This window comes from Micromonospora sp. NPDC005291 (genome assembly GCF_040607415.1).
GTDB lineage: Bacteria > Actinomycetota > Actinomycetes > Mycobacteriales > Micromonosporaceae > Micromonospora.
This window is the reverse complement of the sequence record NZ_JBEXGR010000014.1, coordinates 1-24,553: the sequence shown is the minus strand read 5'-3', so window position 1 is coordinate 24,553 and position 24,553 is coordinate 1. Positions and strand designations below refer to the sequence as shown.

The following is a 24,553-nucleotide window of genomic DNA, read 5'->3' as shown; positions in this document are numbered from 1 at the left end:
TCGCTCATGTGCCTGACGGCTCGCTCGCTCACGACGCCCCCTCCTCATAGATGACCTCACCGCGCAGCACCAGGCTCCGGCACACCGGCAGCGGCGTCGGGTCGTCCGGACCCCGCACCTCCGGGTCCTCGGCCAGCAGCACCGGCAGACCCCGCTCCACGCCGGCCGGCGTCGACCACACCGCGAACGTCGCCGGCGCACCCAGGGCGAGGACCCCCTCGACGTCCAGGTGCACCGCCCGCCAACCGCCACGGGTGTGCGCGGCGAACGCCGCCCGCACACTCATCCGCTGCGCCGGGTTGTGGTGCGCCGCCGCCGCCCGCACCGAACCCCACGGGTCCAGCGGCGTCACCGGCGAATCCGACCCGAACGCCAACGCCACACCCACTCCGTGCATGGCACCCATCGGGTTCGACTCCAACGACCGGTCCAGACCCAGCCGCGACTCGTACATCCGGCCCGCGCCGCCCCACAGCCGGTCGAACGCCGGCTGCATGCTCGCCACGACCCCGTACTCCACGAACCCGGCGATCATCCGCTTGTTCATGATCTCCGCGTGCTCGATGCGGTGCCGGGCCGCGCGCAGCTTCTCCACACCCAGCGTCCGCGCCGCCCCCGCGAAACCCTCCAGCACCGTGCCGATCGCCGCGTCACCGATCGCGTGGAACCCGCCCTGCATGCCGTGCGCCGCGCAGTCCAGCAGGTGGTCCCGCACCTGCTCGACCGTCAGGTACCCGTGCCCGCAGCCGTCACCATCGCCGTACGCCTGCGACACGTGCGCCGTGCGCGAACCCAACGCCCCATCGGCGAACAGGTCACCGCCGGCGCCCACCGCACCCAACTCCCGGGCCCGCGCCGCGCCGCCCAGCTCACCCCAGTACCCGTACACCTCCGGCAACCCCGCACCGGAAATGCCCAACAGGCCCGTGAAGTCCTCCTCGTCGGAGATCTCCGGACCACCGCACTCGTGCACCGCCGCGATACCCAGCGACGCCGCGTGCGACAGGGCCACCCGCTGCGCGGCGACCCGCTGCGCCCGACTCACCGACCCCTGCGCCGCGGCCCGCACCACGTGATGCGCGTCCCGACGCAACCACCCCGACGCGTCGTAACCGGCCGAGTCCACCACCTGCGGGCACGCCACCAGCAGCGCCGACGACACCAACGCCGAATGGATCGAGGCCTGCGACAGGTACACCCGCCGCCCGCCGGCCGCCCGGTCCAGCGCCGCCGCGTCGGGCAACGTCGGGTCCGACCAGCCCGACTCGTCCCAGCCGTGCCCCAGCACCACCGCGTCCGCCGGCAGACCTGCCGCGAATCGGGCCACCGCGTCGAGCAACTGCCCCGCCGAGCGCACCCCGGACAACTCCAGCCCGGACAACGCCAACCCGGTGTCGGTGGCGTGCACGTGCGCGTCGACGAAGGCCGGCGTCACCAACGCCCCACCCAGGTCCACCACCCGGTCGGCCGGCGGCGCGTCACCGTCGGTCCCCAACCAGGCGATCCGCCCACCGGACACCAGTAGCGCCGTCGCGCTCGGGTCGGCGGGGCAGTGCAGCACGCCGCCGCGGTACAACGTCGAGGGGTTCGTCATGACCTCAGTCTGCCGCGATCCGCGCCGTGAACAGCTGACGGACCCCCGGCTCGGCGCGCAACAGCCCCAACGCCAGCTCCGCGTGCCCCGGCACATAACCGTTGCCCACCAGCATCGTCACGTCCGCAGCCAACCCCTCCGCGCCCAACGCGGCAGCGGAGAAGCTCGTCGCCATCGAGAAGAAGATCACTGTGCCGCCGTCCGCGGTGGCCAACACCGCACCGTGCTCGCACCCCGGCACGTCCACGCAGACCACCGTGACATCCGCCGGGGCACCCAGGGCGGTGGTCACCGCCGTGGACAGCCCCACCGGGTCCCGGGCGTCGGCCAACGCCACCACCGACGCCAGACCCGCGGCCACCAGCGCGTCACGCTCCGCCGCCACCGGCACCACCCCGACGGTACGCGCGGCGCCCGCCCGCCGCGCCGAGGCGAGGGACAGCGACCCGCTCTTGCCCGCCCCACCGATCACCGCGACGCGCACCGGCGTCGGATCACCGGTCCGGCGACGATCCTCGACGTAGCGCGACACCACCCGCGCGGTCAGCGCGGGAGCCCCGCACACGTCCAGCACCGCCAGAGACAGCTGCGGGTCCTCGTCGTCGGGCAGCACCGCCGCGATGGAGCGGGCGAACAGGATCGCCCACCCGTCACAGGGCACCTGCTCGCTGCGCCCGTCCCAGCGGGCCAGCCCGTCGGTCACCACCAGCGGGGTCAGCGTCAACGACACCAGGGTCGCGACCCGCTGCCCCGGCTTGAGCCCGAGCGGGGAACGCCGGCCGGCCTCCTCGACCGTGCCGATCAACATCCCGCCGGAGCCGGTCACCGGGTTCTGCATCTTCCCCCGGGTCGAAATGATCTCCAGCACCTCGGCGCGGACCGCGTCACCGTCCCCGCCGTGCTTCTCCGACAACTGCCGGAAGCTCGCCGCGTCCAGGTTCAGCCGCTGCACCCGGATCCGCACCTCGTTCGGCCCGATCGCCGCCGATGCGTCCAGGCGCCAAGCCGCCTGCGGCAGCACCCCCGCCGGTTGCACGACGCGGTGCAGTCCCACCGGTGACGTCACGCCAACCTCCCCTGTCCAGCCGCCCGAAGCCCCGGTCAAGGCTCGCGTAACGGGAAAACTTACGGCAGACTAGTTTCTGTACCGAATATTTTCCAGTAGCCTTCGAGCCCGATGATCAGCCACAACACCGAGGAGGGGCCGTGACCCAGACCCAACCGGTTGAGACCATCCCTCAACCCCGTCACGCCCCGGTCGCCGTACCGACCGCCGGGCAGCCCTACGAATACCACCGCCGCCCCCTGGTCGAACCCGACTGGACCCGCTTCCCCGGCTGGCGCCACATCACCCGCGACCAGTGGGAATCCGCCCAGTGGCAACGCGTCAACTGCGTCAAGAACATCAAGCAGCTCCGCACCGTCTTCGGCGACCTTATCGACGACAGCTTCTACACCGACCTTGAGGCCGACCAACAGGCCCTCGCCACCATGTCGATGCTCGTCCCACCCCAAATGATCAACACAATGGTGCCGTTCGCGCCCCTCACCACCGAGGCGCTGCTCGCCGACCCCATCCGCCGCTACATGATCCCGGTCGCCTCCGACCGACGCACCGACTGGCCGTCACACCCCTACGCCAGCCGCGACAGCCTGCACGAGCACGACATGTGGGTCGCCGAAGGGCTCACCCACCGCTACCCCACCAAGGTCCTCGCGGAGCTGCTCTCCACCTGCCCCCAGTACTGCGGGCACTGCACCCGCATGGACCTCGTCGGCAACTCCACCCCCGCCGTCGACAAACTCAAACTCACCCTCAAGCCCGTCGACCGCTACGACGCCCACATCAGCTACCTCAAAGCCCACCCCGGCGTACGCGACGTCGTCGTCTCCGGCGGCGACGTGGCGAACGTCCCCTGGCGCAACCTCGAGTCGTACCTGATGCGCCTGCTGGAACTGGACACGGTCCGCGACATCCGGCTCGCCACCAAGGCCCTCATGGGCCTCCCCCAGCACTGGCTGCAGCCCGACGTCGTCGAAGGCCTCGAACGCGTCGCCCGCACCGCCGCCCGACGCGGCGTCAACCTCGCCATCCACACCCACGTCAACCACGCCCAGTCGCTCACCCCACTGGTCGCCAAAGCGGCCCAGACCGCCCTCGACGTCGGCGTCCGCGACGTCCGCAACCAGGGCGTGCTCATGCGCGGCGTCAACGCCACCACCCCCGAACTGCTCGACCTCTGCTTCGCGCTACAGGGCGAAGCCGGGATCCTGCCGTACTACTTCTACATGTGCGACATGATCCCCAACGCCGAGCACTGGCGGGTGCCGGTCTGGCACGCCCAGCAACTCCAGCACGACATCATGGGCTACCTCCCCGGCTACGCCACCCCCCGGATCGTCTGCGACGTCCCGTTCGTCGGCAAGCGCTGGGTGCACATGCTCACCGACTACGACCGTGAGCGCGGCATCTCCTACTGGACCAAGAACTACCGCACCTCCATCGAGTCCGCTGACCTGGAGGCGCTCAACAAGCGCTACGCCTACTACGACCCGATCGACACCCTGCCCGAGGGCGGGCAACAGTGGTGGAACGACCACCGCGACGACTGACCCACCGACGACGACACCCCCGGAAGACCAACTTCCCGGGGGTGTCGCGCGTTCTGCCCGACCCGGTCAGTCGCAGCCCAGCCCCTGGCGGTACCCGGCCGGCACAGTCCCGGCGGCGATCTTGTCGGCGTACTCCCAGAACACCTCCGGCCAGTCACCGGGCTCGTTCATCTGGTGCAGCACCCGCCACCCGTGACTGCTCCGCATCGCGTCAGCGGCCCGCCGCACCGCGGCGTCGTCCCCGCTCGCCCTCGCCCGCTGCCACTCCGCGATCCACGCGCAGCCGACCCGCGACGTCACGGCGGCACCGAACTGGTAGGAATCGTTGATGCCCACGTCGCCCAGTGCCGCGACGTCGAAGCCCGGCGGAAGCGGCACGTCGGCGAGCACCTCGGCCGCCCGCGCCTGCACCCGATCAGGAACGACGATCTCCGGCGGAAGCGCACCCAACCACGTACGCGCGTCGACGCGGACGACGGCCGCGAGGACCCGGTCGAACTCCTTCCGGGACCAGTTGTCCCCGGTACGCATCTCGACGAAAACGCCGTCGCGCGGACGGAGTATCACCGCGAAGTCTCTGGCCGAATACCGGAACAGATCACCCGGCCAGCCGTCGACCTCCACCGTCTCCGGCCGACTGATGGAAAGCCGGTCGGCGTAACGGACCGCATAGGTGTCAGCCGGATACCAGTTCATCTCCAGCTCGCGCTCACCTCGCCGAAACGCGATGGTGCCAGACTCCTGCGCGAACCCGTACACAGTGGTCGCCTTCCAGCCAGGCTGGTTGATCAGTAACCGTGGATTCTTCTCGGCGGCCCGCATCGCCACCGGCGAGTAGACGACCGGAGCGCTGGCGGAAACCGCAGGAGCCGCCGCCTCACCGAACTCCTCGGGCTCGCGCACCAGGACGGACACGGAAAGGACGCTGGCGAGCACCGCGGCCGCCGTCGCCGCACCGGCGAAGCGACGGGCCTGGCGCCCCGCCCACGACCGCTGCTGCGGTCGTTCCACGAAGCGACGGAGCGTCGACTCGGCCATGATCTCCTCCAAGAGGGTCTGCTTCACCCCACCGAGGTTCCCCATGACGTCGAGCCGAGCCGGATCGGCTTCTCGAACCAGCCGGTCAAGTTGTTCCTCGGTCATCTCTCCTCCTTTCGAGTGGCTGCGGTCAGCACATCGAGTACATGTCCAGGCGGGCCAAGGTCGTCACCGACCAGTCCACGCAGCCTCGCTCGCGCGCGCGAGAGACGAGTCCGGACCGCGGCGGGACTGACCTGAAGGACCGCGGCCACCTCGCGCGGCTGCAAGCCCTCCCAGACCGTGAGCATCAGCACCTCCCGGTCCAACTCGCCCAGACCCGCCAACACCGCCCGAACAGCGAGCCGTTCGGGCACCTCACTGCCCGGGTCGGCGGCAGCCGTGGCGCCGATCTGCTCACGTAACCGCTCACCCAGTCGCTGCCGGCGAATGCCGCCGCGGTGATGGTTGGCCAACACCCGTCGGGCCACCCCGTACAGCCAGAGGCGAGCTTCGCCGTCGGCCGGAATGTCGTGCCGGCGACGCCACGCGACCAGGAAGGTCTCCGCGACGACGTCGGCCGCGTCCTCCGGATGCTCGACGCGCCGCAGCGCGTACGCCAACAACGGCTCGAAGCCCTCAAGGTAGACGCGCCGGAAGCGGTCCTCGTAGTACTCAATGCCGGAGCTCACGTTCACTCCATGTCCGGCAGAACCCCAACCGTGACAGGCCGCCCGACCCGCCCCCCGCGGAACGCCCTCCCCGCCCCTCTGACGCGTCGATCTAGGGCGAATCGTTGTGCCTTGAGATCAACTGGCAGCGATCTGCCCTAGATCGACGCGGCAGCGGGGGGCGCGGCGGGGTCAGGCGGGGGTCAGCACCTCGGACAACGGCGCCGGCACCAGCCCTCGTTCGCGCAGCCCGGCCAGGATGTGCGGCAGCGCCTCATCGGTCATCGCGGCGTTCGCCTCGGTCACATGCATGATCACCACCGAGCCGGGGCGTACGTTGTCCAGCACCGCGCGCACGAGGGGCTTCCACGCGGTGGCGAACGGGTCGCCGCTGACCACATCCCCGTCGACGACTGTCAACCCGAGCGGTGCCAACGCGTCCAGCGCCGCCGCGTTGTGGCACAACCCCGGAAAGCGGAAGTATCGGGTCTGCCGACCCCCGTACGGTTCGATCACCCGGAACGTCTTCGCCACGTCGTCGGTCATGCCCTTCGCGGGCACCCGGGGCAGGTCGTAACAGTCGCCGGTGAACGCCAGATGCCCGTACGTGTGGTTGGCCAACTCGAAGCGCGGGTTGTCGGCGATCCGCCGGGTGAGATCCGGATACCGCTCCACCCACTTGCCCGTCAGGAAAAAGGTGGCCGGGACCTGCTCCCGCTCCAGCAGGTCCAGGATGCGCAGGTTGGCGTACGACGTGACCCGACCGGTGCGCAGGTTGCCCAGCATCCCGTCGGTCATGTCCGCGTCGAAGGTCAACGCCACCAGGTTTCCGACCCGTGGCCCGTGATCGACCACCGGTGGCCGGCTTCCCACCCGCGTCGCACCCGGCACGGCGGCCACCGTCCTCTGTGGTGCGACGCTGACCGACGGCGCGGCCGAAGAAGGGGACGGGGCGACGAAGACAGGCGCGGCCGGCGGTGACGCCCGGGACGCCGTGCACGCGACGCTGCCGAGAACGGCCGACACAATCAGCACGCGACACAACGGGCGAAACCGAGGCCGGATCACGACGTTGATCATCGCAGACGTGAGCGACGTTCACTGCCCCGTCGACAGCCACACGCCCGCTTCCGTGATCACCGGAACGCCCACCTAGGCCGGCAGCTGCCGCAGCCGGACACGCACCGCCTCCCGGTCAACGTGCAACTCGCTCAACACCTCGGCCGCCGGATCCGGATGCGGCGCATCCACGATCGCCATCATCAGGTGCGCCGGGGTGATCCGCCGACCCCCGCCAGAACGCGTTGCCCCCACCGCGCGCCGCAGCACCGACCGCGCACCCGAGGTGAGCGGGGTGCGTTTGGGCGACAGCGGCACCGGCGCCCGCTCCACCCCTCGCACATCCACTCCCACCACCGCGAGCGCCTCCCGGTCCAGGTCGGCGAGCGTGGCCCGCACCCGACCCAGCTCGACACCGAACTCCCCCAGCGGCGCCAACTCACGCGCGTGCAGGACCCCCAGCAAGAGGTGCTCCGTCCCCAGCCGGCGGTCACCCCGCTGCCGGGCCTCCTCCAGCGCCGCCCGGACCGCGGCCCGCGCCTCTCCGGCGAACTGCTCGAACACCGCGCTCACCTCCCGTGCTTCACGTGCACCGACTGCCGGGACACGCCCAGCGCATCACCGATCTGCTCCCAGGACCAACCCGCCTCGCGAGCTCGTGCCACCGCGGCGGCCTCGACCTGCTCGGCCAGCCGGTGCAGCGCACCCACCGCCCGCAGCCCGACCCTCGGGTCCTGCGACCGCAGCCGGTCGGTCAGTTCTGTGCTCTCCACGGCGTCAGTCTGGCTTGACAGTCGCGAGTTTGTCAAGCCAGACTGACGAGCGCCACCGTCAACCCAGACTGACAAACTCTGTCGAGAGGACACACCATGACCAGCGACGTCACCATCATCGGCGCCGGACCCGCCGGCCTACTCCTGGCCGCCGAACTGCAACTAGCCGGCGTATCCACCACCGTCCTCGACCAGAACGCCCGACCGGACACCACACCCCGCGCCAACGGCCTCGTCGGCAGGATCGTCCAGGCTCTGCACCTGCGCGGCCTCCACCAACCACTCAGCGGGCAACCAGACGCTCCCCAACCCACGCCCAGATTCCAGTTCGGCGGGCTTCCCCTCGAGCTGAACACGCTGCCCGACAACCCGCTCTACACCCTGCCCGTGCCCCAGCACCGCATCGAACAGGTCCTGCACGACCACGCAAGCGCCCTCGGCGCCGACATCCGCCGCGAACACCAACTGACCGCACTCAGCCAGACTCCCGACCAGGTCACCCTGCACGTACGCACCCCCGACGGCGAACGCCAATTCACCACCCGCTGGCTGATCGGCGCCGACGGTGCCCACAGCACCGTCCGCAGAGAAGCAGGCATCGCCTTCCCCGGCCACACCGATCGCCGCTTCGTCTCCCACATCGGCCACGCCCACCTGCCCGCCGACCGTCTCAATTCCGACGGCACACTCACCCTTCCCGCCGGCGGCCACGCCCGACCGTTCACCCACCACCGACTCCCCGGCGGCGTCTTCACCTTCGCCCGACTGCCCGGCGCCGCCACCGACACCTACCTGGTCGCCACGATGGAGTGGACCGGCCCACACCACAGCACCGACGCACCACCCACCCACGACGACCTGCAACACGCCACCGACCGGGTCCTCGGCGGGCACCTCCCGCTCCAGCAACCCCACACCCCGACCCCGCCCACGCGCCGCCTCACCGGCGTCAACCTCCGCCAGGCCGACGCCTACCGCAGCGGACGGATCCTGCTCCTCGGCGACGCCGCCCACGTCTACCCGGCAGTCGGCGGCCCTGGCCTCAACCTGGGCCTCAACGACGCCATCAACCTCGGCTGGAAGCTCGCCGCCCAGGTGCACGGCACCGCGGCACCCAACCTGCTCGACACCTACCAGACCGAACGGGCACCCGTCGCCCGGCGCGTCGCCCTGCAAACCCGCGCTCAACTCGCCCTACTCGCCCCCGGCGACGACATCACGGCGCTCCGGGACCTCTTCACCGACCTGCTCGACAGCGACCACACCCGTCACGGCGTGGCCGCACTGCTCGCCGGCGCGGACCGCCCGTACGACATGGGCGGCACAGACCCGCACCCGCTCACCGGAGCCTGGCTGCCCGACCTGCTGCCCCGACTCACCGAGGGCGCCGACGCCGTCCGTGACGCACTCCGAAGCGCCCGGGGCGTCCTGATCGACCTCACCATCGACGGCGTATCCCTACCGTCCGCGTGGCGCCATCGGCTGGACGTGATCCCGGCTCACGGCGAAATCGACGCGGACGCCGTGCTCGTCCGCCCCGACGGCTACCTGGCCTGGGCCGGCACCGGGACGGACGACGTCACCGAGGCGTTGCGACGGTGGTTCGGCACCGAATCAGCCGCAGCACACGACGGGTCCCCGGGCGATGGTGCGCCCGGGGACCCGTGGACCGCTCAGGTCACTTCGTGAAGGAGTCCTTCACGTTGCGGCCGGCGTCCTTGACGTTCTGACCGGCCTGCTTGGCGCGCGCGTCGCTCTGCTCGCTGGCGCCCTCGCCACGCATCCGCTCGTTGTCGGTCATGTCGCCGACGCGCTCCTTCGCGGCGCCGGCCATCTGCTCAACCTTGTTTCGTGCCTTCTCGGTGAAGCTCATCGCGCCTCCTCGGTCTGGCGGTTGTCCTCGCTCGCTTGCCCGGTCTCCGGGTGCCGAAACCGGTGGTGCCGGTTGGCACACCCGCTAAGGCATCCTAGGAAGATAGGTTGAGGGAGTGTCGAGTGCCGACTTGGCCTCGGTGGTTAACTGACCGCATGGGAGAGCTCCTGCTGATCCGGCACGGCGAGACCACCTGGAGCGCCACCCGACGGCACACCTCGTACACCGATCTGGAGCTGACCCCCGACGGCGAGCGACAGGCCCGCACCCTCGCCGCGTTCCTGGCCGGCCGGCGGTTCACGACCGTACTGGCCAGCCCCCGCTCCCGGGCGCTGCGCACCGCGCAGCTGGCCGGGCTCACCGTCGACGCCGTCGACGAGGACCTCAGCGAGTGGAACTACGGCGCGTACGAGGGCCGCACCACCGTCGACATCCACTCCGACCAGCCGCACTGGAACATCTGGACCGACGGCTGCCCCGGCGGGGAGTCACCCGCGCAGGTGGGCGAACGACTCGACCGGGTGCTGGCCCGTGTCACCCCGCTGCTCGACCGGGGCACCGTCGCCCTGGTCGGCCACGCGCACAGCCTGCGGGTGCTCGGCGCCCGCTGGATCGGCCTGCCCCCGTCCGCCGGCGGCCTGCTACGGCTGGACACCGCCACGGTCAGCGCGCTCGGTCACGAACACGAGCGGCCGGTCATCCTGCGGTGGAACCAGCCGGCTCCTCCGGCACCCGGGACCGCGACCGACTCGGTGCCCCAACACTGATCTTCGGCGGCCGGTTCTCGTACGGGGTGGACAGCACCACCGTGGTCCGGGTGGTCACGTTCGCCGACGTACGAATCTCCTGGAGCACCCGTTCCAGGTCCGTCGGGCTGGCCACCCGCACCAGCAGCATGTAGAAGTCCTCCCCCGCCACCGAGTAGCAGGAGTCGATCTCGGGCAGGTGGGCCAGTCGCTCGGGCGCGTCGTCCGGCTGCGACGGGTCGAACGGGCGGATCGCCACGAACGCGGTCAGCGGCAGGTCCAACGCCTCGAACGAGACCCGGGCGGCATACCCCTTGACCACCCCGCGCTGCTCCAGCCGGCGCACCCGCTGGTGCACGGCGGACACCGACAGCCCCACCTTCTCGGCCAGGTCGGTGTACGACAGACGGCCGTCAGCGGTCAGCGCGGCGACGATAGCGCGGTCGATCTCCTCCACGGCGTGCAACCTACCGGGAAAACCGCCCGACGGCGACGAGCGCCCACCGCACCGCGCGGGCGGCGGGCTGCGGTGAACCCACCGCAGCCGCGCCACCACGCACCGTTCTCAGCCCTTGGCGAGCGCTCGGGAGATCACCATCCGCTGGATCTGGTTGGTGCCCTCCACGATCTGCAACACCTTGGCCTCGCGCATGTACCGCTCCACCGGGTGGTCGGCCACATAGCCGGCGCCGCCGAGCACCTGCACCGCGTCGGTGGTCACCCGCATCGCCATGTCGGTGGCGAAGAGCTTCGCCTTGGCCGCCTCGATCGCGTACGGGCGGCCGGCGTCGCGCAGCCGGGCCGCCGCGAGGGTCAACGCGCGGGCGGCGGAGATCTGGGTGGCCGCGTCGGCGAGCATGAAGCCGAGCCCCTGGAAGTCGATGATGGATCGACCGAACTGCTGCCGCTCCTGGGCGTAGGAAACCGCGTAGTCCAGGGCCGCCTGGGCCAGCCCGACCGCGCAGGCCGCGATGCCCAACCGGCCGGAGTCCAGCGCGGACATCGCGATGGTGAAGCCCACCCCCTCGCCGCCGATGAGTCGGTCGGCCGGCACCCGCGCCTCGTCGAAGGCGATCTGCGCCACCGGTGAGGCGCGCAGGCCCATCGTCCGCTCGGCCGCCTGCGGGGTGATGCCGGCCGTGCCCGCGTCGGCGAGCAGGCAGGAGATCCCCTTCGGGCCGGGCCCTCCGGTGCGGCAGAAGACGTTGTAGAAGTCGGCGGTCCGAGCGTGGGTGATCCACGCCTTGGTGCCGGAGACCAGGTACGCGTCGCCGTCGCGAACCGCCCGGGTGCTCAGCGACGCGGCGTCGGAGCCGCCCTGCGGCTCGGAGAGGCAGTACGCGCCCAGCAGCTCGCCGCCGAGCATGTCCGGCAGCAGCTTGCGCTGCTCGTCGCTGCCGAACGCGGCCACCGGGTAGCAGGACAGGGTGTGCACGCTGACCGCCTCGGCGACCGCGAGCCAGCGGCTGGCCAGGATCTCCAGCACCTGCAGGTACACCTCGTACGGCTGGGCCGCGCCGCCGTACTCCTCGGGGTAGGGCAGGCCGAGCAGGCCGGCGCGGCCGAGGGTACGCAGCACCTCGCGGGGGAACTCGGCGCGCTCCTCGAAGGCGGCGGCCTTGGGGGCGAGCTCGCGGTCGGCGAGCTCGGTGGCGAGGCCCAGCAGGTCGTGGGCCTCGTCGGTGGGGAGAATCCGGTCGACAGTCATAGTGCGATGAGCTCCGTGGGGGTGGTGTTGAGCCGTTGCACGCCGTCTGTGGTGCAGACGACGATGTCCTCGATGCGGGCGCCGTGCCGGCCTGCCAGGTAGATGCCCGGTTCGATGGAGAACGCCATCCCGGCCTCCAGGGGCCGGTCGTTCCCGGCCACCAGGTAGGGCTCCTCGTGACCGTCCAGGCCGATGCCGTGGCCGGTACGGTGCAGGAACGCGGGGCCGTAGCCGGCGGCGGCGATCGGCTCCCGGGCCGCGGCGTCGGCCGCCGCGCCCGTGAGCCCGGGCCGCACCGCCGCGACCGCGGCGCTCTGGGCGGCCTGCAACACCGCGTAGTAGTCCAGGAACTCGGCCGGCGCCGGCCCGCCCGCCACGTAGGTGCGGGTGCAGTCCGAGCGGTAGCCGGAAGCCATGGTGCCGCCGATGTCGACCACCACCGGCTCGCCGGCCCCGATCGGCCGGTCCGAGGTGCCGTGGTGCGGGCTGGCCCCGTTCGGTCCGGCCGCCACGATGACGAAGTCGACGGTGACGTGCCCGGCGGCCCGGATCGCCGCGGCGATGTCGGCGGCGACCTCGGCCTCGGTGCGCCCGGGGCGCAGCCACTGCCCCATCCGCAGATGCACCTCGTCGATCGCCGCACCGGCCTCGGCGAGCGCCGCGACCTCTGCCGGGGACTTGCGGATGCGCAGCTCGCGCAGCACCTCGGAGGCAAGCCGCTGCGCGGCACCGGGAAGCGCCGCGCGTAGCCCGAGGACCTGCTCGGCCCACATCCGGTCGGCCAACCCGACCGCCGTGACCGGGCCGTCGAGGGCGGCGACGACCAGGGGGTACGGGTCGGTGCCGTCGACGTGGTCGACGACGCGTACCCCGGTGGCCGGCGCTGGGGACGCCTCCGCGGCCGGGCGTTCCAGCCTGGGCACGATGAGGGTCGGCTCGCCCTCGGCGGGCAGCACCAGGCAGGTCAGGCGCTCCCCCGCGTGGGCGTCGTACCCGGTGAGGTAACGCAGGTCGGAGCCGGGGGTGAGCAGCAGGGCATCCAGGCCGGCGGCGGCGGTGGCGCGCTGCGCGGCGATCAGCCGATCCGGCGGATACAGCTCGTCGATTCCCACACCGCCAAGCTTAACGGTCGTTTGGGGATCCCCCGAACCGGACGACGGGGGGCGACGGGCGATAAATCCACAGATGTTGATTGACTGCGACAGTTAACACTCTTTAAGATTTGACTGCCTCGAGGCCCACCCGTCCCTGCGTCCCGCACCCCCCGCCCACGACAACCTCGCGTGGGCGGGTGTCGACCCCCGCCACGGGAAGGCCCCCGATGTCCTCACCACTGCGCCGCGCCCTCGCCGCCGGCCTGCTCGCGCTGGCCACAGCCGGCGCCACCCTCACCGTCACCACCACCGCCGCGCAGGCCGTGGTGCTGCCCAACAACTTCAAGAGCGTCGGCTACATGCCCTCCTGGGCCGGCGACGTCAACACCGTCCAGTACAACAAGCTCACCCACATCAACTACGCGTTCGCGCTGCCCAACAACGACGGCAGCCTGCGCCCGGTGGAGAACCCGGGCAAGCTCTCCTCGCTGGTCTCCCTCGCGCACGCCAACAACGTCAAGGTGTCGATCGCCGTCGGTGGCTGGAACGACGGCAACGACTCGGCCTTCGAGGCCCTCGCGGCCAACTCCGGCAGTCGGACCACCTTCGTCAACAACCTGGTCAACTTCGTCAACCAGTACAACCTGGACGGCGTCGACATGGACTGGGAGTATCCCGACCCGGGCGCCTCGGCGAACAACTACACCCAGCTCATGACGCAGCTCGGCAGTGCGATGCACAGTCGCAGCAAGCTGCTCACCGCCGCCGTCGTCTCCGAGGGCGGCAGCGTCCAGGGCGTTCAGACGGCCGTGTTCGGCCAGGTCGACTGGCTCAACATCATGGCGTACGACGGTGGCAGCCCACACGCCAACTACGACTGGTCGATCGCCAGCATCAACCTGTGGAAGTCCCGCGGCCTGCCGGCCAGCAAGGCCGTGCTGGGGATCCCGTTCTACAGCCGCCCCGGCTACTACACCTACTCGGCGCTGGTCGCGATGGACCCGGCCAACGCCAACCGGGACTGCACCACCGCCGGCGGCGCGCAGCAGTGCTACAACGGCATCCCGACGGTCAAGCGTAAGACGCAGTGGGCGCTCGCCAACGCCGGCGGCGTGATGAACTGGGAGCTGTCGCAGGACACCACCGGCTCGACCTCACTGGTCAGCGCCATGTACGACACCATCATGGGCGGCACCACCCCGCCGCCGACCGGTCGTACCGGCCAGATCACCGGGCTCGCCGGCAAGTGCGTCGACGTGGCCTCGGCGAGCACCGCCAACGGCGCCCCCATCCAGCTCTGGGGCTGCAACGGCACCAACGCCCAGACCTGGACCGTGGCCAGCAACGGGACGTTGCGCGCCCTCGGCAAGTGCGCCGACATCACCAACGGCTCCACCGCCAACGGCGCGAAGATCCAGCTCTGGGACTGCAACGGCAGCGGTGCTCAGGTCTGGCAGGCGCAGTCCAACGGCACGCTGCGCAACCCGCAGTCGAACAGGTGCCTGGACGCCAGCGACAACAGCTCCGCCGACGGCACCCGGCTGCAGATCTGGGACTGCTTCGCCGGTGCCAACCAGCGCTGGACGCTCCCGGCCTGACGGTGAGGCCCGCAGGGTCCCCGGTCGACGCCGAGCGTCAGCCGGGGATCCTTGCGTGCTCGCGGACCACGGCGAGCATCTCGTCCACCGACCCGGCCGGGTCGGCGACCGGGAACTGCACGGCCCGCACCACCGCCGTCGGGTCGACCAGCAGCGTCAGCCGCTTGAACCGGGTCACCCCGCCGGCGCGGAAGACGGGCAGCAGCAGCCCTGCGGCCAGTCGGCCGTCCTGATCGGACAGCAGCGGAAACGGCAGCTCGGCGTACTCGGCGAAGTCGGCGAGCTGGTCCGGCCGCTGGGTGCTGATCCCGTACACCCGCACCCCGGCGGCCTCGAAGTCCGGATGCCGCTTCGCGTAGGTGGTCGACTCCAGGGTGCAACCCCGGGCGCCCGGTATCTCCGCCCAGCCCGGCGGATAGCCGCCCGTCCCCGGCGCGTACGCCCCGGGGAAGAAGTAGAGGACGCTCCACTCGTCCGTCGTGGCCAACGCGACCGGCTCGCCGGCGGGACCGGGCAGGACGACCTCGGGCAGCCGCCGCCCGATCAGGTCGTGCGCCCGGCGCGCCTCGGCAGAGCCGGCATCGGCCGTCGCGGTCACCTCACCGTCACCCATGAGGTGCCTCGTCCCCCAGTCCTGTAGCGCGATCAGCACCGGTAGCAACCCTTCGCCCTTTGCGGTGAGCAGGTAGTCGTGCCGCGGTGGATGGCGGGAGTACGGCCGGCGCTCCAGCACGCCGTGCTCGACCAGGGCGGTAAGGCGTTCGGTCAGCGCCCGCCGGCTGACACCGAGCTCACGCTGGAGCCCGTCGAAGCGGGTCGTCCCGCCGGCGACGTCGCGCACGATGAGGAACGTCCACCAGTCCCCCAGTACGCCGAGCGCCTGCGCGATGCCGCAGTCCGCATCGGCAAGATCTTCTCGCCGCACCCGCTACCTCCGTTGGTCCCGTCCCGACTATAGTCCGTTCCAGATTGGAACGCACTGGCACGACGAACGGGGGCCGGCGACATGCGCGTCGACGAACGGGCCGGAGTGTTCTGGCGCTGGTGGACCGCCGGCACGGCCAGCATGGTCGGGTCGGCGGTCGGCGCGGTGGCCCTGCCGCTGACCGCGCTCACCGTCCTCGACGCCTCCGCGTTCCAGATGGGCGTGATCGTCGCGGCCAGCTACGTCGCCTGGATCGTGATCGGGCTGCCCGCCGGCGTCATCGTGCAGCGCCTACCGCTGCGCGGCGCCCAGGTGGGCGCCGACCTGGCCCGCGCCCTCGCCGTCGCGTCCATCCCACTGGCCTGGTGGTGGGGCCACCTCACCGTCGCCCACCTGGTGGTCACCGCGCTCGTGGTCAGCTTCGCCAACGTGCTCTTCGACGTGGCCAACTCGACCTTCCTGCCCAGCATCGTCGAACGGGAGCAGTTGCAGTCGCGCAACAGCCTCACCTCGGCCACCCACGCCGCGACCCTGCTCAGCGGGCCGTCCCTCGGCGGGCTCGCCGTGCAGGCGCTCGGCGCGGTGCCCACCCTGCTCGTCGACTCGATCAGCTATCTCGTCTCGGCGGCGCTGCTGCGCACCCTGCCCGCCAGCCGCGTCGACGCGCCGGACCGTTGGCCCCCGGTCGGTGAGCTGATCCGCGAGGGGTGGCGCTTCGTCGCGTACCACCCGGTGATGGGGCCGAGCATGTGGGCCGCCACGGCGATCAACTTCGTCTGCGGCGCACAACACGCGCTCTTCCCGCTCTACCTGGTCCGCGAACTGCACGCCCCAGTCGGCCTGGTCGGGGTCCTGCTCGCCGTCGAGGGGGTCGGCGCGCTGGTCGGGGCCGCACTCACCACACGGATCACCACACGGACCGGCACCGCCCGCGCGCTGATCGCCGCCGGATTCACCACGGTCGCCGGCGCGTTCCTGATCCCCTGGGGCACCGGTTGGCTGGCGTACGCCGCCTTCGCCGCCGGCAGCGTCGTCTTCTCCCTCGGGACCGTGGTGCTCAGCGTGACCACCCGGACCTACCGGCAGATCGCCAGCCCACCCGACCTGCTGTCCCGGGTGATGGCGACCGTGCGGTTCGTCTCCTGGGGCGCGATTCCGGTCGGCGGGCTGGTCGCCGGCGCGCTGGCCGGCCCGTTCGGCGCCCGTGCCACCCTGTTCGTCTTCGCGACGACCCTGGTGTGCGCGCCGCTGGTGCTGCTGCTCTCCCCCGTCCGGCACCTGCGCGACCTCACCGACCACGACCGGGACGACGACCCTCGTCCCGCCGCGCCCACCGTCGTCGTGGGCAGTCGGTGACCGCGCTTTCGCAGGGTTTTCCTGGTCGGACGACACCGGGGTCATAGCCTGGGATCGGGGTGCCGCGCGGGCGCCCCCGACCAGGAGGACCACGTGGCAGCGAACGAGGCGAACCGGGCGGCGACACGCCGTCGCCGCCAACTCTGGGCCGGGGTCCTCGCACTCGTCGGCCTGGTCCTGCTGATCATCGGTCTCACCGTGGCCGACGGCGTCGCGGCCTGGGTCGAGGTGGTGGTCGCCATCCTGCTGCTGGTGACCAGTTACGCCGTGCAGCGCATCGCCCGGCGGGAGACCGTCTACCGGCACGACGAGCAGCGCTGACACCGCCGACGGCCGGGCGTACCCCTGTTCGTCGGAGGGCTGTGCCAGGCTGTCCGGCGTGGCACACCGATCCCCGATCCTGCTGATCGACGCACCCAGCCTCTACTTCCGGGCCTACTTCGGCATTCCGGAGTCCGCCGCCCGAGCCGAGGACGGCACCCCGGTCAACGCGGTGCGCGGTTTCCTCGACATGCTCGCCACCCTGATTCGCGGTCGCGGTGCCGACCGGATGGTCTGCGCGATGGACTACGACTGGCGGCCGGCGTGGCGGGTCGAGCTGCTGCCGTCGTACAAGGCGCACCGGGTGGCCCCCCAGGGTGGCGAGGTCGTTCCGGACACGCTCTCCCCGCAGGTGCCGAAGATCCTGGAGGTGCTGGCCGCGATCGGCATCACCGTCGTCGGCGCGACCGGCTACGAGGCCGACGACGTGCTCGGCACGCTCTCGGTGACCCAGCCCGGCCCGGTCGAGGTGGTCTCCGGCGACCGGGACCTGTTCCAGCTCATCGACGACACCCGGCCGGTCCGGCTGCTGTATGTCGGGCGCGGCGTCGCCAAGCTCGACGACTGCGACGACGCCGCCGTCCGAGCCCGCTACGGCGTGCCTGCCGACCGGTACGCCGACTTCGCCGCGCTGCGCGGCGACCCCAGCGACGGGCTGCCCGGCGTGCCGGGCGTCGGCGAGAAGACCGCCGCCCGGCTCATCGAGCGGTACGGCAGCATCGCCGGCATCCTGGCCGCCCTCGACGACTCCGACTCGTCCTTCGCACCGGGCCTGCGCACCAAGCTGGTCGCCGCCCGCGACTACCTGGGCGTCGCGCCGACGGTGGTCCGGGTCGCCCTGGACGTGCCACTCCCGGAGCTGCCCACCGCGCTGCCGACCGCCCCCGTCGACCCGGACCGGCTGGTCGAGCTTGCCCAGCAGTGGAACCTGGCCGGCTCCGCCCGCCGCCTGGTGGACGCCCTCGCCGCCCGCGCCGACGCCTGACCGCCGGCCTCGCGGCGGGCTTCAGGCGCGGAGCCCCGCCGCGAGGTCGCCGATCGCACCCATCGCGTACCGCTGCATCCCCGGACCGAAGGTGATGCGTGTCGCGCCCCGCCGCGCCAGCTCGGCCACGGACTCCCGGTCCGGTCCGGCGACCATGTTGATCGGGCCCGTGATGCCCTCCCGCAGCACCGGGAGCACCTCCGGCGGCGCCAGGATCGGGTATATGCAGTCGGCGCCGGCGGCCGTGTACAGGCGGGCTCGTGCCACCGCGTCGGCCGGGTCACCCGCACCGACCACGAACGTGTCGACACGCGCGTTGATGAAGAGCGCGTCGCCCGCCTCGGCCCGCACCTCGGCCAGCCAATCCGCGTGCCGCTGCGGTTCCTTCAGCGTGGCGTGCCCCTCGGAGTCCTCCAGATTGCAGCCGACGACGCCCGTCTCCAGGAGTCGCCCGACCAGCTCGCTGGGGGTCAGGCCGTAACCGCCCTCCACGTCGGCCGACACGGGAACGGAAACGGCCCGGACGATCCGCGCCACCGCGGCGAACATCTCGTCGGCTGGGGTCGCGCCGTCCTCGTAACCGAGCGAGGCGGCCACCCCGGCGCTCGGGATGGCGAGTGCGGGGAAGCCGGCTTCGGCGAGCGTCCGCGCGCTGGCCGCGTCCCACGGCCCCGGCAGGACGAGTGGGTCGCCGGCAGCGCGGTCGTGGTGCAGGGCACGGAAGGTGGAGGCTGTCATCGTTGATGTCTCCCGAGGAAGTTGCGCAGGGGCGGGGGTCAGGCGGTGTACCCGCCATTGGAGTCAAGCACGGCGCCGGTGATGTAGGAGGCTGCGGGGCTGGCCAGGAAGGCGATGGCCGCCGCGGTCTCGGCCGGATCGCTGACCCGCTGGATCGCGAGGCTGGACACCGTGCCCTTGAGCACCTCCGGGTTCGGCGGCTCCATGCCGGTCAGCATCAGCCCCGCCCGCACCCTCGCGGCCCAGTTCCTGCCGGACGCCTGAGACCGGTCATCGGGCGTCGTGGAAGAACCTATTTGACCTTGCGAGTCGAGCGGACCACGATGCCCTCGTACTCCGGGTGCTTGACCAGCCAGTCGGCGAGGAACGGGCAGATGGGCACGACGGTCCGTCCCTTGGCCCGCGCGTCGTCCATCACCGCGCGAGCCAGCGTCGACCCGACGCCTTTGCCCTCGAACGCCGGATCGACCTCGGTGTGGGTGTAGGCGATGATGGTGCCGGTCAGCTGGTAGGTGACAACCCCGGCGACCTCACCCGCCTCGTCGCGCGCCTCGAAACGCTCCCGCGCCGGCACGTCTGTCACGGTGAACTGCACCTGACCATCCAACCACCTGACCCCGCAGCGGTTGCTGCGAGGCCGGCATGGGCGCGACCCTGGGCGCATTGTCTCCGCAGTAACGGGGAACGCAGTGCCGCCAGCCGGAACCCGGGAGGAGACGCGCCACATGACGAACCCCGCGATGGACGGCGGCTTCGCCGTCGTCGAGATGTTCACCTCCCAGGGCTGTTCGAGCTGCCCTCCCGCGGAGGAGGTGCTGACCGAGATCGAACGCGATGCCCGGGAGCGGGGGCAGCCCGTCTTCGCCCTCGGATTCCACGTCGACTACTGGGACGATCTGGGCTGGCCCGACCGATTCGCGGACCCGGCGTACACCTCCAGGCAGGAGGCGTACGCCCGCGCCTTCGGCTCCGGGCGTTTGTACACCCCGCAGATGGTCGTCAACGGCACCGTCGAGTTCATCGGTTCGGACCGTCAACGGGCGGCGGGCGCGATAGCGTCCGCCCTGATGCCGACGGCCGCCACGCCTCTCACGCTGTCCGTACAGGACCTCGGCGAGCAGGAGGTGGTGCTGGACTACCGGACCGAGCGGCCGGCTGGGCCGGCGGTGTTGAACGTGGCGATCGTGGAACGCGGTCTGGACAGCGAGATCGCCCGGGGGGAGAACGCCGGGCGGACGCTACGGCAGGACAACGTCGTACGGGCCTTCACGTCGGTGGTCCTGGACGCCGACCGGGGACGGGTGGAACTGGCGACGCCGCCAGATCTCGATCCTCGCAATGCCGCCGTCGTCGGCTACGTGCAGCAGAACGGCAATCAGGCCGTCGTCGGTGCCACGGCCATCGCGCTGTCCACCGCGTAATCTCGGCACATGGGCTTGGTGCGCGGTGCAGGGGGTCTCGGTGGCTGACGCGGATGACGTACGCGCGGTGGCGCTGGCCCTGCCGCAGACGGTGGAGATCGCCAGCGCCGGCTTCGACTTCCGGGTGGCCGACAAGGGTTTCGTCTGGTCCTATCCCGAGCGCGTACCGGGAAGACCGCGGGTGATTCGGCTCGACATCGCGGTTCTGTTCGTCGGTGACGAGGCCGAGAAGCAGGCTCTCCTGCTCGGGGAGCCCGACGTCTTCTTCACCGCGCCCGGCTACGGCGGCCTGCCTCTGGTGCTGCTGCGCCTGGCGCAGGTGGACCTCGAACGCCTCAGCGAGCTCGTGACCGACGCGTGGCGGATGCGCGCGCCCGAGGCGCTCCTGAGCGACGTCAACGCCGCCGGCAAATAGCGACATCAGCACGCAACCGGTTGGACACATTGACGGGGATCTCGGTACTCCACTACCGTGACTGAGAGAGCGCTCTCTCGCCAGACCTTCCCCCCAATTCAGACGCAACGCGCCGGAGCCGGCACGGGCCGCACCCCGGCGCGCGATGGAGGCACCATGCAACCTCCCGTCCCCCACCGCCGATGGGCCCTGGCCGCCGCCATCGCTCTGGCCCTGGTCGTCGGCGGCCTCGCGATCCCCGTCACCCGCGCAGCCGAGGCCGCACCAGTCGGCGCCGGTAGCTACACCACCACCCCGGTCGGCCCGCTCCCCAACGGCTGCGGCCCGATGTCCAGCAACCCCCGGCAGTTCGCCACCGCCAACGCGCCCGCCGGGCCGATACCCACCAACGACTGGTGGTCCTCGCTGCTGTGGAAGCGCACCGACTGCGCCTTCAGCGAGCCCCTGCACGCCCACCCGATCTCGTACGACACCTTCACCGACGGCCTCGGCTTCTCCGCCAACTCGACGCCCGCCATCAGCGGCACCGCGACCGGCGTCGGTGAATTCCACTACCCGTATGTCCAGGACATCCGGGTCGGCGTGGCCGGGCTCGGCGCACCCCTGGTCAAGGTCGACGGCTGGACCGACTGGACGGTCAGCCCACACTGGAGCGACGGCGCGCGGACCATGCGCGCCACCATCGGCCACGGCCTGCCCTTCGCGTACTTCCAGACCACCGGCGGAGACGCGGTGATCGGCACCGCCGGCACCCCCGACGTCTGGTCCAACAGCGGTGCCACCATCGGCTTCCGGGTCAATGGCCACGACTACGTCGGGTACGCGCCCAGCGGCGCGAGCTGGACCGTCGCCGGCGGCCGGATCTCCTCGGCCCTGGCCGGTCGGGGCTACTTCTCCGTCGCTCTCCTGCCCCCGACGTCGAGCGCGGCCGAGCGCGCCGACCTGGCCGCGACCTACGGCCGGTACGCGCACGCCCACGTGACCGGCACCCAGGTGTCGTACGCCTACAACCCGGCGACCAGCGGCCTGACCACCACCTACGCGTTCACCACGACCGCCCGGGAGGGGACCGCCACACAGACCGTGGTCAGTCTCTACCCGCACCAGTGGAAGTCGCTGAGCGGGTCCACCGCGATAACTCCGACCTACCCGTCGGCGCGCGGCCGGATGAAGGTGCTCACCGGCGTCAACCAGTTCCGCACCGCCATGAAGTTCCAGGGCATCCTGCCGGAGTTGCCGGCCGTCGGCGACGGCAGTGGCGCCGACCTGGCGACGCTCAACGGCCACCTGACCGCCGCTCGCGCGAACCCGATGGACCAGCGCGGCAACGACACCTACTGGACCGGCAAGGGGCTCGGCCGGGCCGCTCGGCTCGCCGAGATCTCCGACCTGGTCAACGACACCGCGACGCGGGACAGCGCGTTGAACGCGATCCGCAGCACGCTCACCGACTGGTTCACCGCGTCCAGCGGCAAGACCAGCAAGGTCTTCTACTACGACAACAACTGGGGCACCCTGATCGGCTACCCGGCGTCGTACGGCTCCGACCAGGAACTCAACGACCACCACTTCCACTACGGCTACTTCATCGCCGCCGCCGCGACACTGGCCAAGTTCGACCCGGCATGGGCCGCCACCAGCCGCTACGGCGGCATGGTGGACCTGCTGATCCGCGACGCCAACAACTACCGCCGCGACGACACCCGCTTCCCGTACCTGCGCGACTTCGACATCTACGCCGGCCACGACTGGGCCTCCGGGCACGGCTCGTTCGGCTCCGGCAACAACCAGGAGTCCTCGTCGGAGGGGATGAACTTCGCCAGCGCCCTGATCCAGTGGGGGCAGGCGACCGGCGACACCGCCGTCCGCGACGCCGGCGTCTTCCTCTACACGACACAGGCCGCGGCCATCCAGGAATACTGGTTCGACTCCAGCGACCAGAACTTCCCCGCCGCCTTCGGACACTCGACGGTCGGCATGGTCTGGGGTGACGGCGGCGCGTACGCCACCTGGTTCAGCGCCGACCCGGAGATGATCCAGGGCATCAACCTGCTGCCGGTCACCGGCGGCCACCTCTACCTGGGCAACAACCCGGCTTACGTACGGACCAACTATGCCGAGCTGGTCCGCAACAACGGCGGGCAACCGACGGTGTGGCAGGACATCCTCTGGCAGTTCCAGGCCCTCGGCGACGGCGACGCGGCGCTGGCGAACCTCCGCGCGAACCCCGGCTACACCCCGGAGGAGGGGGAGAGCCGGGCCCACACCTTCCACTGGATCCGTAACCTCGCGGCCCTGGGCACCGTCGACACGACGGTGACCGGCAACCACCCGCTGTCGGCGGTCTTCTCGCGCAACGGGGCCCGCACCTACGTGGCGTCGAACCCGACCGCGGCGCCGATCACGGTGACGTTCTCCAACGGCACCAACCTCACCGTGGGAGCCGGCAAGACGGCAACCACCGGGGCGTACACCTGGAGCGGCGGCAACGCTGCCGGCGGCGTACAACCGACGCCGACGCCCACGACAACCCCACCACCGACCACTCCGCCGCCCACGACCCCGCCACCGACCACCCCGCCACCGACCACCACACCGCCGACCACGGGCAATCCGACGCGGTACCTGCTGCCCGGGGGTGGGTTGGGTGCCGCCGGTAGCGCGGCCACGACGACGGTCGCGGCCGCCAACGGGAACCACGACGGTACGCCCACCAACCCGCAGGTCTTCACGGCGACCGGCCTCAACCTCGCCTACTCCGGCGGGCAGACCACGTTCGACCTCTTCGTGGACGCCGCGACGGCGGTCGGCAACGGCGTGCAGGTGCGGATCTCCTACGACCTCACCGGCAACGGCAGTTGGGAGCGGGTGGAGACCCTGCGCTACTTCGCCACCGACCCGGTCCCCGGCTACGAGCACTACACCCAGAACGCCGGCCTGGCCTCGGCCACCGGCACGTTGGGCGCGCTGAGCAACGGCACGGTCCGGGTGGAGATCTGGTCGGCGATCGGCAACAACCCCAGCACCGTGGGCATCGGCAACCAGTCGGTGCTGCGGCTCCCGTACTCCTGATCGACCCGCACGTCGCACCACCAGGTTGGCCGGTGCGGAGGACCACGAACTGTCCTCCGCACCGGCCACCGTGGCCGATCAGTCAGTCATCCCGTGTTCAGCCAGCGGTGCAGGTGGGCGTCATGCCGGACCCGCTGCCATTGCCCTGGAAACCGAACTCGGTGACCTGGCCGGCACCGAGCCGGCCGTTGTAGTCCACGTTGGTGAACCGCACCGTGCCAGTGGAGCCACTGGCCGAGGCGCTCCAGGTGTTGGTGACACTGGCACCACCGGGAAGCGTCATGCTGACGTTCCACCCGTTCGTACCGGCGGAACCAGCGGTCACCCGTACGGTGGCCACGAAACCGCCGGTCCACGAGTTCAGCGACACCGACGCCGAGCAACCGCCCGGCCCCGGCGGAGGCGTCGTGGGCGGCGGGGTGGTGGGCGCCGGGGTCGTGGGCGGCGGGGTGGTGGGCGGCGGGGTGGTGCCTCCGCCGGCGTTGAGGGCGTTCAGGACGTTGGTGTACGCCGCCTTCTTGTTGCCGCCGCAGTCGAACAGCAGGGCGTTGTCGGATCCGCGCCAGGAGTCACA

26 protein-coding genes are annotated in these 24,553 nt (G+C 71.3%); 10 read left to right on the top strand and 16 right to left on the bottom strand.

Annotation, left to right across the window (positions count from 1 at the left end; translation table 11 throughout):
• Positions 1-28 precede the first annotated feature (28 nt).
• Positions 29-1,594 carry an amidohydrolase family protein gene (locus ABZT18_RS19395; protein ID WP_354997772.1) on the bottom strand — a complete coding sequence of 522 codons (1,566 nt, stop codon included), beginning with the start codon at positions 1,592-1,594 and terminating at the stop codon, positions 29-31.
• A gap of 4 nt (positions 1,595-1,598) precedes the next feature.
• Positions 1,599-2,648: a zinc-binding alcohol dehydrogenase gene (locus ABZT18_RS19390; RefSeq protein WP_354997797.1), complete on the bottom strand. Its 1,050-nt coding sequence runs from the start codon at positions 2,646-2,648 to the stop codon at positions 1,599-1,601.
• Positions 2,649-2,800: 152 nt separating this feature from the next.
• On the opposite strand from ABZT18_RS19390, the gene ABZT18_RS19385 reads away from it, so the two are divergent.
• Complete coding sequence (locus tag ABZT18_RS19385; protein WP_354997771.1) at positions 2,801-4,207, top strand: lysine 2,3-aminomutase; 1,407 nt, start codon at positions 2,801-2,803, stop codon at positions 4,205-4,207.
• Between the two features lie 66 nt (positions 4,208-4,273).
• Here ABZT18_RS19385 and ABZT18_RS19380 read toward each other — a convergent pair whose 3' ends face one another.
• From ABZT18_RS19380 to ABZT18_RS19360, 5 genes are all read right to left on the bottom strand, one after another.
• On the bottom strand, positions 4,274-5,350 hold the full coding sequence (locus tag ABZT18_RS19380; RefSeq protein WP_354997770.1) for a hypothetical protein: 1,077 nt from the start codon (positions 5,348-5,350) through the stop codon (positions 4,274-4,276).
• Entirely contained in the window at positions 5,347-5,916 is a 570-nt protein-coding gene (locus tag ABZT18_RS19375; RefSeq protein ID WP_354997769.1) for an RNA polymerase sigma factor, read from the bottom strand. Before ABZT18_RS19375 ends, ABZT18_RS19380 begins: the two co-directional genes overlap by 4 nt.
• A 171-nt stretch (positions 5,917-6,087) precedes the next feature.
• Positions 6,088-6,786 carry a polysaccharide deacetylase family protein gene (locus tag ABZT18_RS19370; protein WP_354997768.1) on the bottom strand — a complete coding sequence of 233 codons (699 nt, stop codon included), beginning with the start codon at positions 6,784-6,786 and terminating at the stop codon, positions 6,088-6,090.
• Positions 6,787-7,047: 261 nt separating this feature from the next.
• Complete coding sequence (locus ABZT18_RS19365) at positions 7,048-7,527, bottom strand: Clp protease N-terminal domain-containing protein (RefSeq protein WP_354997767.1); 480 nt, start codon at positions 7,525-7,527, stop codon at positions 7,048-7,050.
• On the bottom strand, positions 7,524-7,727 hold the full coding sequence (locus ABZT18_RS19360) for a helix-turn-helix domain-containing protein (protein WP_354997766.1): 204 nt from the start codon (positions 7,725-7,727) through the stop codon (positions 7,524-7,526). Before ABZT18_RS19360 ends, ABZT18_RS19365 begins: the two co-directional genes overlap by 4 nt.
• A 96-nt stretch (positions 7,728-7,823) precedes the next feature.
• On the opposite strand from ABZT18_RS19360, the gene ABZT18_RS19355 reads away from it, so the two are divergent.
• Entirely contained in the window at positions 7,824-9,416 is a 1,593-nt protein-coding gene (locus tag ABZT18_RS19355) for an FAD-dependent monooxygenase (protein ID WP_354997765.1), read from the top strand.
• Here the strand turns inward: ABZT18_RS19355 and ABZT18_RS19350 are convergent.
• Positions 9,406-9,600, bottom strand: coding sequence for a CsbD family protein (locus ABZT18_RS19350; protein ID WP_354997764.1), 195 nt, complete (start codon positions 9,598-9,600; stop codon positions 9,406-9,408). The genes ABZT18_RS19355 and ABZT18_RS19350 overlap by 11 nt on opposite strands.
• 155 nt (positions 9,601-9,755) lie before the next feature.
• On the opposite strand from ABZT18_RS19350, the gene ABZT18_RS19345 reads away from it, so the two are divergent.
• Entirely contained in the window at positions 9,756-10,367 is a 612-nt protein-coding gene (locus tag ABZT18_RS19345) for a histidine phosphatase family protein (RefSeq protein ID WP_354997763.1), read from the top strand.
• Here the strand turns inward: ABZT18_RS19345 and ABZT18_RS19340 are convergent.
• From ABZT18_RS19340 to ABZT18_RS19330, 3 genes are all read right to left on the bottom strand, one after another.
• A complete protein-coding gene (locus tag ABZT18_RS19340; RefSeq protein WP_354997762.1) occupies positions 10,297-10,803 on the bottom strand; it encodes an Lrp/AsnC family transcriptional regulator in 507 nt (168 codons plus the stop codon). The genes ABZT18_RS19345 and ABZT18_RS19340 overlap by 71 nt on opposite strands.
• Before the next feature lie 108 nt (positions 10,804-10,911).
• Positions 10,912-12,054, bottom strand: coding sequence for an acyl-CoA dehydrogenase family protein (locus tag ABZT18_RS19335; protein WP_354997761.1), 1,143 nt, complete (start codon positions 12,052-12,054; stop codon positions 10,912-10,914).
• The gene (locus ABZT18_RS19330; protein ID WP_354997760.1) at positions 12,051-13,166 is read right to left on the bottom strand and encodes a Xaa-Pro peptidase family protein; all 1,116 of its coding nucleotides are present in this window, start codon (positions 13,164-13,166) and stop codon (positions 12,051-12,053) included. The genes ABZT18_RS19335 and ABZT18_RS19330 overlap by 4 nt, the downstream gene beginning before the upstream one ends.
• A gap of 209 nt (positions 13,167-13,375) precedes the next feature.
• On the opposite strand from ABZT18_RS19330, the gene ABZT18_RS19325 reads away from it, so the two are divergent.
• The gene (locus ABZT18_RS19325; RefSeq protein ID WP_354997759.1) at positions 13,376-14,746 is read left to right on the top strand and encodes a glycosyl hydrolase family 18 protein; all 1,371 of its coding nucleotides are present in this window, start codon (positions 13,376-13,378) and stop codon (positions 14,744-14,746) included.
• Positions 14,747-14,783: 37 nt separating this feature from the next.
• On the opposite strand, the gene ABZT18_RS19320 is transcribed toward ABZT18_RS19325, so the two are convergent.
• A complete protein-coding gene (locus ABZT18_RS19320; RefSeq protein ID WP_354997758.1) occupies positions 14,784-15,671 on the bottom strand; it encodes a winged helix-turn-helix transcriptional regulator in 888 nt (295 codons plus the stop codon).
• A gap of 81 nt (positions 15,672-15,752) precedes the next feature.
• Here ABZT18_RS19320 and ABZT18_RS19315 point away from each other — a divergent pair, with 81 nt between their 5' ends.
• The 3 genes from ABZT18_RS19315 (at position 15,753) to ABZT18_RS19305 (ending at position 18,333) form a co-directional block, all read left to right on the top strand.
• Positions 15,753-17,027 carry an MFS transporter gene (locus tag ABZT18_RS19315; RefSeq protein ID WP_354997757.1) on the top strand — a complete coding sequence of 425 codons (1,275 nt, stop codon included), beginning with the start codon at positions 15,753-15,755 and terminating at the stop codon, positions 17,025-17,027.
• Between the two features lie 93 nt (positions 17,028-17,120).
• Positions 17,121-17,348 (top strand): hypothetical protein, encoded by a 228-nt coding sequence (locus ABZT18_RS19310; protein WP_354997756.1) that lies wholly within the window; start codon positions 17,121-17,123, stop codon positions 17,346-17,348.
• Between the two features lie 58 nt (positions 17,349-17,406).
• The gene (locus tag ABZT18_RS19305; RefSeq protein ID WP_354997755.1) at positions 17,407-18,333 is read left to right on the top strand and encodes a 5'-3' exonuclease; all 927 of its coding nucleotides are present in this window, start codon (positions 17,407-17,409) and stop codon (positions 18,331-18,333) included.
• Between the two features lie 21 nt (positions 18,334-18,354).
• On the opposite strand, the gene ABZT18_RS19300 is transcribed toward ABZT18_RS19305, so the two are convergent.
• The 3 genes from ABZT18_RS19300 to ABZT18_RS19290 all read right to left on the bottom strand — a co-directional run bounded on the left by ABZT18_RS19300 (position 18,355) and on the right by ABZT18_RS19290 (position 19,666).
• Positions 18,355-19,071: an isocitrate lyase/phosphoenolpyruvate mutase family protein gene (locus ABZT18_RS19300; protein ID WP_354997754.1), complete on the bottom strand. Its 717-nt coding sequence runs from the start codon at positions 19,069-19,071 to the stop codon at positions 18,355-18,357.
• A 38-nt stretch (positions 19,072-19,109) separates the two neighbouring features.
• Positions 19,110-19,289: an SDR family oxidoreductase gene (locus tag ABZT18_RS19295; protein WP_354997753.1), complete on the bottom strand. Its 180-nt coding sequence runs from the start codon at positions 19,287-19,289 to the stop codon at positions 19,110-19,112.
• Positions 19,290-19,363: 74 nt separating this feature from the next.
• Positions 19,364-19,666: a GNAT family N-acetyltransferase gene (locus ABZT18_RS19290; RefSeq protein WP_354997752.1), complete on the bottom strand. Its 303-nt coding sequence runs from the start codon at positions 19,664-19,666 to the stop codon at positions 19,364-19,366.
• 130 nt (positions 19,667-19,796) lie between these two features.
• Between ABZT18_RS19290 and ABZT18_RS19285 the strand changes: the two genes are divergently transcribed.
• The 3 genes from ABZT18_RS19285 to ABZT18_RS19275 all read left to right on the top strand — a co-directional run bounded on the left by ABZT18_RS19285 (position 19,797) and on the right by ABZT18_RS19275 (position 23,979).
• On the top strand, positions 19,797-20,492 hold the full coding sequence (locus ABZT18_RS19285) for a DUF1223 domain-containing protein (RefSeq protein ID WP_354997751.1): 696 nt from the start codon (positions 19,797-19,799) through the stop codon (positions 20,490-20,492).
• Between the two features lie 40 nt (positions 20,493-20,532).
• Positions 20,533-20,907, top strand: a complete 375-nt coding sequence (locus tag ABZT18_RS19280) for a hypothetical protein (protein ID WP_354997750.1) — start codon at positions 20,533-20,535, stop codon at positions 20,905-20,907.
• Positions 20,908-21,063: 156 nt separating this feature from the next.
• Positions 21,064-23,979: a glycosyl hydrolase gene (locus ABZT18_RS19275; RefSeq protein WP_354997749.1), complete on the top strand. Its 2,916-nt coding sequence runs from the start codon at positions 21,064-21,066 to the stop codon at positions 23,977-23,979.
• A gap of 97 nt (positions 23,980-24,076) precedes the next feature.
• Here the strand turns inward: ABZT18_RS19275 and ABZT18_RS19270 are convergent.
• Positions 24,077-24,553 (bottom strand): cellulose binding domain-containing protein (locus ABZT18_RS19270; protein WP_354997748.1); only part of this gene is annotated, 477 nt, incomplete at its 5' end.